This window comes from Cupriavidus sp. SK-3 (genome assembly GCF_000611145.1).
In the GTDB taxonomy this organism is placed as follows: domain Bacteria; phylum Pseudomonadota; class Gammaproteobacteria; order Burkholderiales; family Burkholderiaceae; genus Cupriavidus.
Genome location: NZ_JFJV02000162.1, coordinates 48002 through 59482 on the forward strand (window position 1 = coordinate 48002; position 11481 = coordinate 59482).

The following is an 11481-nucleotide window of genomic DNA, read 5'->3' on the forward strand; positions in this document are numbered from 1 at the left end:
GGGGCGAGCGTGCCCCCCGCGCCATCGCCCGGCATCCAGGTTGCCCTATACCGCCGCAGCCTTCACGGCACCGCTGGCGAAGAAACTCTGCAGGTTGTCGAAGACCAGGTCCGCCATCGCATTGCGCGTTTCGTGCGTGGCACTCGCTATATGCGGCAGCAGCACCACGTTGTCCAGCGCGAACAGGGCTTCGGGGACGTGCGGCTCATTCTCGAACACATCCAGCCCGGCGCCGGCGATGCGCCGGTGCACCAGCGCATCCACCAGCGCCACCTCGTCAACCACGGTGCCGCGCGCGATATTGATCAGGAAGCCGTCGGGGCCGAGCGCTTCGAGCACTTCGGCGCAGACCAGATGCCGGGTCTCCGGCCCGCCCGCGGTGGCGATGACCAGGAAATCCGCCCACCTGGCCAGCTCGGTCAGCGAGGGCTCGTGGCGGTAGGGCGCATCCGGCGCGGGGCGCCGGCTGTTGTAGCGCACCTCCATGTCAAAGCCGGAGCCGCGCCGGGCAATCACGCGGCCGATGCGGCCCATGCCGATGATGCCCAGGCGCTTGCCGCTGACGCGCGTGCTTAGCGGGAACTGCGCCTTGGGCCATTCGCCGCGCCTGACGAAGCGATCGGCCGCGCTGAAGCCGCGCGCCACGTCCATCAGCAGGCCAAAGGCCGTGTCGGCCACGCAATCGTTGAGCACGTCGGGGGTATAGCCCACTGCAATGCCGCGCGCGCGCGCGGCTTCGAGGTCGATCTTGTCGAGGCCCACGCCAAAGCTGGAGATGACCTTCAGCGCCGGCATGGCCGCGATCATGGCCGCGTCGACGCCGATCGCGGCGCGCGTGGTCAGCGCGGCAAACTCGCCGCCGTGGCTGGCGAGGAAGGCGGCGGGATCGGTTTCGGTCCACAGCGGGTGGACGTCATAGTGTTCGGCCAGGCTGGCTTCGAGGGCGGCCGGCAAGCGTCCGTGCTGGAGCAGGCGTTGTTTCATGAGAAGAGATCCGGTTGGTGACGGCGATGACTGCGTGAGGCTGGCGATGTCAGTCCGCGCTGAGTTTGTTGTCCAGGATGATCCTGGCGTAGCGCTTGCGGTCGGTGGCGATCAGGTCGGCGAACTGGGCCGGCGTGCTGCCGACGGGAATGGCGCCCTGCGCAATCAGTTGTTCGCGCACCGCGGGCATCGCCACCACTTCCTTGACGCCGGCGGCGATCTTGTCGACGATTTCCTTGGGCGTGCCCGCCGGCGCCAGCAGGCCGACCCACGATCCCGATTCGGCGCCGGCAATGCCGGTTTCCGCCAGGGTCGGCACGTCCGGCAGCGCGGGCGAGCGGACCTTGCTGGTCACGGCCAGCGCGCGCAGCTTGCCCGATTTCACATGGCCGGCGGTTTCCAGGATGGAGGCGAACAGCATGTCGACATTGCCCGCCATCAGGTCACTCATGGCGGCGCCGCCGCCCTTGTAGGGCACGTGCAGCAGATCGGTGCCGGTGGCGGCCTTGAATATCTCCGCCGACAAATGCGGCGAGCCGCCGCTGCCCGAACTGGCGTAGGTCAGCTTGCCGGGCTGCGCCTTGGCCAGCGCCACCAGTTCTTTCGGCGTCCTGGCCGGCAGCTTGGGCGTGACGACCAGCGCGAACGGCAGCTCCGCCATCAGGCTCACCGGCACGAAGGCGGCCGGGTTGTAGCTGAGCTTCTTGTAGAGCGTGGGATTGATGGATTGCGTGCCGACATTGCCCGCGACCAGTGTGTAGCCATCCGGCCTGGCGCGGGACACGATGTCCAGCCCGACGTTGCCGGCCGCGCCGGGCCGGTTGTCCACCAGCACCGGCTGGCCCCACAGCTGCGATAGCCGCAGCGCTACCAGGCGGGTGCCCACATCGGTGCCGCCGCCAGGGGCGAACGGCAGGATGATGGTCACGGGCTTGGCCGGCCAGGCCACGCCGGACTGGGCGTGCGCGGCGGGCAGCCACGCGCCGATAGCCAGGGCGATGAGTGCCGCGCGGCGGCGCGGTTTCAGGGGGGTGAGCAAGCTCATGTTCTGTCTCCGGGAGGACTGCTTGAGTGCCGGTTGCGATGGCGCGGCGGCATGTGTGGGGTAGCGGCTGCCGGCGCGCCGCTCATTCGGGCTGGATGCCGGCGTCCTTGGCAACCTTGGCCCACTTGCCCATTTCCACCTGAAGGAAACTGGCGAATTGCGCGGGGGTGCCGCCCGCGGGTTCGATGCCGGCGTTCTGCAGGCGCTCGCGCACATCGGGCGATGCGAGCGCTTTGTTGATCTCCGCGTTGAGCTTGTCCACCACCGCCCTGGGCGTACCGGCCGGCGCGAGCACGCCGCCCCAGGTGCTGGTTTCATAGCCGGGCAGGCCGGCTTCCGCCATGGTCGGAACCTGCGGCGCGGTCGACGAGCGCCTGGCCGTGGTCACGGCGAGCGGGCGCACCTTGCCGCCCTTGACCTGCGGGCCGATCGCGGCAACCGTGTCGAACATCAGGGACACGCGGCCGCTGGTAAGGTCCGGATGCGCCAGCGTGCTGCCCTTGTAGGGAATGTGGATCATGTCGATGCCGGCCATGCTCTTGAACAGCTCACCCGAGAAGTGCGGCGCGCCGCCCGAGCCACTGGACGCGAACGACAGCTTGCCCGGGTTGGCCTTGCCATAGGCGATCAGTTCCTTGACGGATTTCACCGGCAGGGAAGGGGACACCACCAGCATCAGCGGCACCACGTGGGTCAGCACCACCGGCTCGAAACTCTTGATGGTGTCGAAGGGCAGCTTCTTCACCATGCTCGGATTGATGGCGTGGCTGCTGGCCACCAGCGCCAGCATGTAGCCATCCGGCGGGCTCTTGGCGACCAGGTCGGTGCCGATGATGCCGGTGGCGCCGGGGCGGTTGTCCACCACCACCGGCTGGCCCCAGGCCTCGGTCATCTTCTGGCCCACCAGCCGTGCCACGAGGTCGATGGCGCCGCCGGGGGAGGCGGGCACGACGATGGTGATGCTCTTGGCGGGATAGCTGGCTTCGGCGGCATGGATGCCCGGCGCGGTCAAGGCGAGTGCGGCCGCGATGCCGGCGAGCACGTGGGCGATGGGTTTGTTGTGCAAGTGCATGTTGTCTCCTGCGTGCAGACGGACTTGTTGTCGTGCTGGTTCTTGCTCCCTCTCCCGCTTGCGGGAGAGGGAGCGACAGCCTTCGTCAATCCAGATCATTCCAGACGGCTTTGGCGCATCAAACCAGCGATCAATTCGCCGTTGCCCCCGACTTCTTCACCAGCTCCGCCCAGCGCGGAATCTCCTTGCCCATGAAGGCCGCCAGTTCGGCGGGGCTGCTGCCCACCACTTCCATGCCCAGCTGCTGCGTCATCCGTTGCTGCACGGCGGGCTGCTTCAGCGCGCGCACCACTTCTGCGTTCAGCCGCTGCACCACGTCCTTCGGCGTGCCGCGCGGCGCGTAGAGGGCCTGCCACGACACCATTTCAAAGCCTGGCACGCCGGCCTCCGCCATGGTCGGCACATCGGGCGCCAGCGCCGAGCGCCTGGGCGAGGTCACGGCCAGCGCGCGCAGCTTGCCGGCCTTGATCATCGCGTCGCCCGCGGTCAGCTGATCGAAGAGAAAGGGGACGAGGCCGGCAGCCACGTCCTGTATCGCCTGCGGGCTGCCTTTGTAGGGCACGTGGGTCATCGGCACCTTGATCATGTCGGCGAACAGCTCGCCGGCCAGGTGGGTCGAGGTACCCGCGCCGGAGGACGCGAAGCTCAGGCCGGGATGCTGCTTCGCATAGGCGATCAGCTCCTTCACGTTATGGATCGGCAGCTTCGCATCGACCATCAGCACATTGGGCACGTAGGCGATCAGGCAGACCGGCTCAAAATCCTTCACCGGATCGTAGGTGAGGTTCTTGTACAGGCTGGCATTGATGGCATGCGTGCTGATGGTGCCGCCGAACAGCGTGTAGCCATCGGCCTTGGCGCGCGCAACGTAGCCCGCGCCCACCGCGCCGGCCGCGCCGGGCCGGTTCTCGACCACCACCGGCTGGCCCAGCGATTTCGAGATTTCCTGCCCGATGGTGCGGGCGACGATGTCGGTCGAGCCGCCCGCCGCGAACGGCACTACCCAGGTGACAGGGCGCGACGGCCATTTGTCCTGGGCGTGGGCGCTCGCGCCAAAGAGCCCGATGGCGCCGGCGGTAGCCAGCATGCCGAGGGCGGCAACGTGGCGCAGCGCGCCTCGCTTACTGTGATTCATCTTGTCTCCATCCGTGGCGGCCTTGCCCCGCGCTTCGGGGGGCCGGCTGTCTCATGTGCTTGTTTGCGCTGCGTGCGCGATGTGCGTGCTCAGCGGCCCGTGGCCTGCCGCCATGCGGCGAAGTCCAGCCGGCTTTGCTCCTGGGTCGGCGGATACAAGCCGATGATCGAGCGGCCCTTCATCACTTCCTCCGTGACGAAGTCCTCGAAGGCGGTCATCTCCACGGCTTCCGCCGCGATTTCCTCGGCGAGGTGCCGCGGGATGACGATCACGCCTTCCGCATCGCCAACCACCACATCGCCGGGGAACACCGCGACGTCGCCGCAGCCGATCGGCCCGTTGATCTCGATCGCCTGGTGCAGCGTCAGGTTGGTGGGCGCGGAAGGGCGGTGGTGATAAGCCGGCATGGCGAGCCGGGCAATCTCCGGCGAATCGCGAAAGCCGCCGTCGGTGACGATGCCGGCCGCGCCGCGCTGCATCAGGCGGGTGATCAGGATCGAGCCGGCGGAGGCGGCGCGCGCGTCCTTGCGGCTGTCGATCACCAGCACCGCGCCCGGCGGGCATTGTTCCACCGCTTGCCGCTGCGGGTGGTTGGGGTCCTGGAACACCGTGATCGGGTTCAGGTCTTCCCGCGCCGGGATATAGCGCAGCGTGAAGGCTTCGCCGACCATGTTGCCGCCCTCGGGATTGAGCGGGTGCACGTCCTGGATAAACTGGTTGCGCAGGCCGCGCTTGAACAGCGCGGTGCACAGGGTCGCCGTGCTGACGGTCTTGAGCTGGTCGATGATTTGCTGGCTGAGCTTGCTGGCTTGGGTCATGGCGGGTTCGGAGTCGATGAGCGGAGTCGGTGATCAGTAGATGCTGGGCTCGCCCGTGGGCGCCCCGAAGTCGGTTTGCAGGAAGTCGAAGTCGCAACCATCGTTGGCCTGCCGGATGTGCTGGGAGAACATCCAGCCATAGCCGCGCCCGAAGCGCGGCGGCGGCGGCGTCCATGCGGCCTTGCGGCGAGCCAGTTCCTCGTCGGACACTTCCAGGTGGATGCTGCGGCGGTCGATGTCGACGGAGATCATGTCGCCGGTGCGCACCAGCGCGAACGGGCCGCCGATATAGGACTCGGGCGAGACATGCAGGATGCAGGCGCCGTAGCTGGTGCCGCTCATGCGCGCATCCGACATGCGCAGCATGTCCCGCACGCCCTGTTTCACCAGCTTCTTGGGGATGGGCAGCATGCCCCATTCCGGCATGCCGGGGCCGCCTTGCGGGCCGGCGTTGCGCAGGATCAGGATGTGGTCGGCGGTGACGTCGAGGTCGTCGCGCTCCACCGCTTCCTTCATCGACGGATAGTCGTCGAACACCAGCGCCGGGCCAGTGTGTTTGAAGAAGCGTTTCTCGCAGGCGCTGGGCTTGATCACGCAGCCGTCCGGCGCGATATTGCCCTTGAGCACGGCCAGCGCGCCTTCCTGGTAGAGCGCGTTTTCCGGGGTGCGGATCACGTCGTCGTTGTAGACCTCCGCCCCCGCGATGTTCTCGCCCAGGGTACGGCCGGTGACGGTCATCGCATCCAGGTGGAGTTTGTCGCCGATGCGGTTCATCAGCGCCGGCAGGCCGCCCGCGTAGAAGAAATCCTCCATCAGATACTTGTCGCCGCTGGGCCGGATATTGGCGATCACCGGCACGCGCCGGCTGGCCGCGTCGAAATCTTCCAGCCCGATATCGTGTCCGGCACGGCGCGCCATCGCGATCACGTGGATGATGGCGTTGGTGGAGCAGCCCATCGCCATGGCCACTGCAATCGCGTTTTCAAAAGAGGCGCGCGTCTGGATCCGTTGCGGGGTGAGATCCTCCCACACCATGTCCACGATGCGCCGTCCGGCCTCGGAGCACATGCGGATGTGATTGGCGTCGGCGGCCGGGATGGACGAAGCGCCCGGCAGCGTCATGCCGATGGCCTCGGCAATCGCCGTCATGGTGCTGGCGGTGCCCATCGTCATGCAGGTGCCGTGGCTGCGGGCGATGCCGCCCTCGATGCCGATCCACTCGGTCTTGCTGATATTGCCCGCGCGGCGCTCGTCCCAGAATTTCCAGGCGTCCGAACCGGAGCCCAGCACGTTGCCCTTCCAGTTGCCGCGCAGCATCGGGCCGGCCGGCACGTAGATGGCCGGCACGCCCGCGCTCGACGCCCCCATCAGCAAGCCGGGCGTGGTCTTGTCGCAGCCGCCCATCAGGACCGCGCCGTCGATGGGATGGGAGCGGATCAACTCCTCCGCCTCCATCGCCAGCATGTTCCGGTACAGCATGGTGGTGGGCTTCACCGCGCTCTCCGACAGGGAAATGGCGGGCAACTCGATGGGGAAGCCGCCGGCCTGCAGGATGCCGCGCTTGACGTCGTCGACGCGCTGCTTGAAATGGGAGTGGCAGGGGTTGATGTCGGACCACGTGTTGATGATCGCGATGATCGGGCGGTCCAGCCATTCGTCGGGCGAGTAGCCCATCTGCATGATGCGCGAGCGGTGCCCGGAGGAGCGCAGGTCGTCGGGAGCAAACCAGCGCGCGCTGCGCAGCGTTTCGGGCGTCTTCTTTCGGGACGTCATTGTCTCTTCCATGGGGGGTTGTCATCGGGATCGCCCTCCCTTGGAGGTACGACAACTGATCTCATGTTGGCCATTAAAGCACTAATATATTAGTGTGTCAAACGGGAAAACTTTCTATTAGAATGCCTGCAGGGGACGCGAAGCAGCGTCCTTATGCGCGATAAGGCGCATCAATGTCCTGAAACCAGACCGCCAGATGGAAGCCACCCTGTCCCCGCCCCAGATGCATTTCCAGTTCGACCGCACGCGGCATGCCGCGCCGCAGGTGTTCGAGCATATGCGGGACATGATCATCTCGATGACGCTGACCCCCGGCACGGTGCTGTCGCGTACCGAGCTGGCCGCGCAATACGGCATCAGCCAGACGCCGGTGCGCGACGCGCTGATGCGGCTCAGCGAGGAAGGGCTGGTCGATATCTTTCCGCAGCACGCCACCGTGGTCAGCCCCATCAGCGTCGCCCTGGCGCAGCAAGCGCATTTCCTGCGGCGTTCGGTGGAAGTGGAAATCGTGCGCACCCTGGCGCAGGAACCCGACCCGGCGCTGGTCGAGCGGCTGCGCCTTAGCGTGGCGCGGCAGCAGGCCATGCTCGCGGCGCAGGATTTCGCCGAATTCTCCTTGTTCGACCAGGCATTCCACCGCCAGATGTACGAAGCCGCGCGGGTGCCGGACCTGTGGATGCTGGTGCGCCGCCAGAGCGGCCATCTGGATCGCCTGCGCCGCCTGCACCTGCCGATCGCCGGCAAGGCGAACGCCGTGGTGGCGGATCACACCGCCATTGTCGATGCAATCGCCAGGGGCGACGCCGACGAGGCGCAGGCCAGCCTGCGCCGGCACCTGTCCGGCACGCTCGCCAATCTTGACGAGATCCGTGCACGCTTCGGCAGCTATCTGCAGTAGAACATCTGAAGTAGATCGGTCTCCCTGGTTCCCCTCGCGCATGCCGTGCCGGCGATCATCAGTTTTGATGATGCAGGCGGCGCGCGGGACAGATCGGGCTGCAGGGTTTGCTTGGCAAGGTCGACCTTATCGTGGGCTCCTTGTCCAAGACGTTCGCGCCCAACGGCGGCTTTGTGGCAACCGACAGCCTGGCGATCAAGGAATACCTGCGCCAGTACGCATCCCCGAACGCCTTCTCCAGCGCCTTGTCGCCGGTACAGCTCGCCGTGGCCCTCGAATGCTTGCGCATCGTGCGCTCGGAGGAAGGCGAGCAAAGGCGCAACGCGCTGATGCGCGCCATCACGGCGCTGCGCAGCGCGGCGGCTGAGTACGGCCTGCCGGTGCCAGGGCAGCCGTCGCCGGTCGTGCCCATCGTGCTTGGGCCGGATGGGTTGGCGCGCCTTGCCTGCCGTGAGATGACGCGCCTGGGATTGATGGCCGGCCTGGCGGAGTTTCCCGCGGCCCCGCGCAATGCGGCACGGCTGCGCATGCTGGCGATGGCCGACCATACGGTGGAGCAATGCACGGCAGCCGTTGAAATCGTCGAGCACGCACTGAGCCATGCGCGGATCGTGAAGGCGCATCTGCCCGCTATGTGAAATGTGAGCCGCGCGGCGGTCATCATCAGATCGGGTGATGACGATTCCCGTCTGTAGGAAACCCGATTTAGCTGGACTGGCGTGCAGCAGCAGGGGGTGATGCGGCCAGGTGGGACCGCTGTCGGCCACTAAGCGGCGTTCGCCGCTACCGGCAACGAAACTTCCAGGCGACTGCTTCGCACCGGACAACGGACCTTCGCGCGTTGACAAGCAGGCTAGATCGACTCCAGTTGCGGGGGCCCCTGCCAGGGATCCCGACGCAGTGGCCGCCTTGGCGGCAGCTTCGCTACACACAGGCGCCGCGCCCGCCTACTGTTGTCCGATCACGATCAGCTTTGGGGTCGCCTGGATGAGGGCTTGAGCGAACCCCGCCGAAGTGAGATCCGCACCGTGAGCATCGCCATCGGCAAAGCACCAAATCCAGGCGCCGTATATGCGACCGGGTTCGATCGGGAAATACGGAGCTTCATTTCCAAACTGCAATGCAATCTCCGAATCCCGGCCGGGGAAACTCCCGTTGTTGTGCTCCTCATACCATGAGGTTCCATCACTCCATACCCAGTACTCGTGATCCAAGTCTGTCCGCGAGGGGCCGCCGGCAATCGGGGCACTCCAGACAAGGACGCCAAAGCCTGCGTGTTGGTGGGCGGGTCCCAGGTAAGACTTGTCGCGCCATATGTAATCGTAGGGCGTATAGGTGCGAACCTGCGCAAATCCGGCTGGTCCCTGACCAGGCGGAAACCCCGGGGAATCGCGCATAAACAGAACTTCGACTCCGGCGCCACATGTCAACGAGCCACCCTCCTTGCCGATCGTGTACAGAAATCCGAAGTCGCCCTTGTCCTTATCTGCCCAAACGATCTGCTGCTGATGGCGGCCCCCGCTGGCGTTCGTCCAGGCATCGTTATACGGCGGCACCCGCACATCGACCTTCGTGTCCTTTGCCATCGTCATACCGATGCCACCCGACGAACCTCCCAAGTCGCGGATGCCGCTCCCAGACAGCAGGCCGAGGGCGGATTCCCGAGAGAGCGGCCGCCCGAGCCTAGCCTTAGTCCGTTCGATCTTGGGCAACTCGGTGAGTGACGCTGCGATAAGCGGCTTTATCGCAGCCACAAACTTTTTGTCTTCGGCGAACACACGCCGAAGTGCCACGCTCGCCGCCTCAGTCGCCGCAGCGATACTCGCGCCACTCGCCCTGCGCCGTTCCACGATCGAATCAAACTTCTCCTGAAGCCGAAGCCGCGCGCCTTTCTGTGTGGCCCGGCCCAAGGTGCGCAGATTTACCGCTTTGGTCTTTGCAGTAGCTTTTTTCATGCGGCCTCTTAAGGAGCGTGGTCGAACTCACTGACTAAGTGCGGCTAACAAAACCATGTCAACGCCACATGTGGTGGAAATTTTCATGGATCAGGTTCGCATGGGCGCCGGGTCAGCACACCCTCGCAGCCTGATTCACTGACGCGGAAGCAATCCTGGATGGTCTCGGCGCCACCGACTCGGCTTCTTGCACGGTGCCGTGGTTTAAACTGGGTCGCACTGGCGTTGGGCGTTAGCGGGTTAAGGCCATCGACAACGATGATTCCGTCCGAGGCCCACACTTGGAGCACGACTTTAATCGCCCCGAAATACTCAAGGTACTGTCCCCGCTGGTGCGGACATTTGAGGGGGAGAATAGAACATGCTCAAGTTAAATCAAGCGAGCATGTTAAGAGTATTTTTCAGCTCTGGTGTAAAAATTTTTTAATAACATATTTGAAACACTTCTTACGCAAATGACTCTGATCGTTGTCCTGAACGTCCGCTTCAGTCGGGTCGGAATCGGACACTCCTCTAAGCCGCCAAGAGACCGCTAGTCGGCCGAGCCGGTCGTCCACGGCATGCGGCTTGAAGGGTCGAAACGGGTCGGGAAGCGCCGACGCGCTCGCGACCGGCTTGGCCCCTTCCGGCCATTTTGAGGCATTGACTAACGGGCCGCTCCGGCCACTCGAATGTCCCATGAGCATCCGGCTTCTGCCGGCCGCCCTTACACCGTCGGACGGCCGAGTCGGCCGATTCCCTGCCGTTCGGCTTGGCAGAGGGACCGCTGGCTGAAATCGGGCGTGCAGGTTCCGTCTTATGCCTGGAGAAACCTTCGACGGTGAGGTGCCGTTGCTCGGAACGCGACGCAACTGACGCTAGATGCCCACTGGTTAGCCGTTCGCTCCTGAAACATACTTTTGACCGATATGGCGTCGGCCTCGCATTGATCTACTCTCGATATCTAAAGGGCTTTGACTTCGCTGCCGATATATCTATCTCTAAGCTTTACCGGTGCTTTGCGCGGGGCGGCTAAGAATCGGGAACCATATCGTGATGTCATCAACATGAAAACGCTAAGAAAAGTCGTGAGCAGTTGGTCGTCGGATTCCGGGTCGGCAGAGTCGGGTTTTTGGAAGAGCACAATGGCGATAGCCAGTAGCGCGTTGGAAGGTACCGGCCGCATGCAGCAGGCTGTTAGTCAGAGCCTGAAGTTGCAGCAAAAGATTCGCACGATGCGGGAAGAGTTGCACAAGGCAGAAGCTGAGCGCGACATCTATCGTGACCTTCACGCCCGCACGTTGGAGGAACTCCAACACGCTATGGATACGAGTCCAGCCGAATGGAAGCGGCTGCGAGCTGAAACCGAGGCCTTGCAGATCAGGCGCCGAGCCTACAAGCTGCTGGTGGAACACTACGCTCGTATCGGCGCCCCAATAGATCAGGCAATCTTTTCGGCGCAACGCAGGCGGGTGCAGCAGCATTTCCAGCTCCAGCGTCGCAAGGGCCTGCCGATCACGCAGGTCAGCGTCGACGATATCGCGTTCCTCCTGCGATAGTCAGGCAACCGGATAGCGGCCAGCACTTGCCGGTAGGTGCTGCATCCATAGATGCGGCCATGCGGAGCGCATTGAGTTCGGCTCGCAACCGGCAGCTTTGGCCGAGGACCTGCCGGCCAATGTGATCGAGCGAATGGCCGTTGTGCCTTGCAAGCTGCCGTCGAGGTGCCACTGGGCCGAACGACGGTAACGGGTCGGCAAGAGCCGACGCGCTCGCGACCGGCTGTGGCCCCTTCTGTTAAGGATTGTTTGATGCCTGCCCT

Annotated in this window: 10 protein-coding genes; 3 read left to right on the forward strand and 7 right to left on the reverse strand. The window is 65.0% G+C overall.

The genetic code is table 11. The annotated features are described in order from the left end of the window. Positions 1 to 45 precede the first annotated feature (45 nt). The 6 genes from CF70_RS16750 to araD form a co-directional block, all read right to left on the reverse strand. A complete protein-coding gene (locus tag CF70_RS16750) occupies positions 46 to 984 on the reverse strand; it encodes a 2-hydroxyacid dehydrogenase (RefSeq protein ID WP_035866878.1) in 939 nt (312 codons plus the stop codon). A gap of 49 nt (positions 985 to 1033) precedes the next feature. Continuing rightward, positions 1034 to 2029 (reverse strand): Bug family tripartite tricarboxylate transporter substrate binding protein, encoded by a 996-nt coding sequence (locus CF70_RS16755; RefSeq protein WP_035866881.1) that lies wholly within the window; start codon positions 2027 to 2029, stop codon positions 1034 to 1036. Between the two features lie 82 nt (positions 2030 to 2111). Beyond that, positions 2112 to 3101 (reverse strand): tripartite tricarboxylate transporter substrate binding protein, encoded by a 990-nt coding sequence (locus CF70_RS16760; protein WP_035866883.1) that lies wholly within the window; start codon positions 3099 to 3101, stop codon positions 2112 to 2114. A gap of 130 nt (positions 3102 to 3231) precedes the next feature. Next, positions 3232 to 4236 carry a Bug family tripartite tricarboxylate transporter substrate binding protein gene (locus CF70_RS16765; RefSeq protein WP_035866885.1) on the reverse strand — a complete coding sequence of 335 codons (1005 nt, stop codon included), beginning with the start codon at positions 4234 to 4236 and terminating at the stop codon, positions 3232 to 3234. A gap of 89 nt (positions 4237 to 4325) precedes the next feature. Further along, positions 4326 to 5054, reverse strand: coding sequence for a ribonuclease activity regulator RraA (locus CF70_RS16770; protein ID WP_035866888.1), 729 nt, complete (start codon positions 5052 to 5054; stop codon positions 4326 to 4328). A 33-nt stretch (positions 5055 to 5087) separates the two neighbouring features. Further along, positions 5088 to 6827 carry an L-arabinonate dehydratase gene (araD, locus tag CF70_RS16775; RefSeq protein ID WP_035866890.1) on the reverse strand — a complete coding sequence of 580 codons (1740 nt, stop codon included), beginning with the start codon at positions 6825 to 6827 and terminating at the stop codon, positions 5088 to 5090. A gap of 196 nt (positions 6828 to 7023) precedes the next feature. Here araD and CF70_RS16780 point away from each other — a divergent pair, with 196 nt between their 5' ends. Together CF70_RS16780 and CF70_RS16785 are read left to right on the forward strand one after the other, a co-directional pair. Next, the gene (locus tag CF70_RS16780) at positions 7024 to 7725 is read left to right on the forward strand and encodes a GntR family transcriptional regulator (RefSeq protein WP_035866892.1); all 702 of its coding nucleotides are present in this window, start codon (positions 7024 to 7026) and stop codon (positions 7723 to 7725) included. A 107-nt stretch (positions 7726 to 7832) separates the two neighbouring features. Then, a complete protein-coding gene (locus CF70_RS16785) occupies positions 7833 to 8363 on the forward strand; it encodes an aminotransferase class I/II-fold pyridoxal phosphate-dependent enzyme (RefSeq protein ID WP_051648568.1) in 531 nt (176 codons plus the stop codon). A gap of 309 nt (positions 8364 to 8672) precedes the next feature. On the opposite strand, the gene CF70_RS16790 is transcribed toward CF70_RS16785, so the two are convergent. Beyond that, on the reverse strand, positions 8673 to 9680 hold the full coding sequence (locus tag CF70_RS16790; RefSeq protein ID WP_152561840.1) for a hypothetical protein: 1008 nt from the start codon (positions 9678 to 9680) through the stop codon (positions 8673 to 8675). Between the two features lie 1124 nt (positions 9681 to 10804). Between CF70_RS16790 and CF70_RS16795 the strand changes: the two genes are divergently transcribed. Further along, on the forward strand, positions 10805 to 11218 hold the full coding sequence (locus CF70_RS16795) for a hypothetical protein (protein WP_235185090.1): 414 nt from the start codon (positions 10805 to 10807) through the stop codon (positions 11216 to 11218). Positions 11219 to 11481 lie beyond the last annotated feature (263 nt).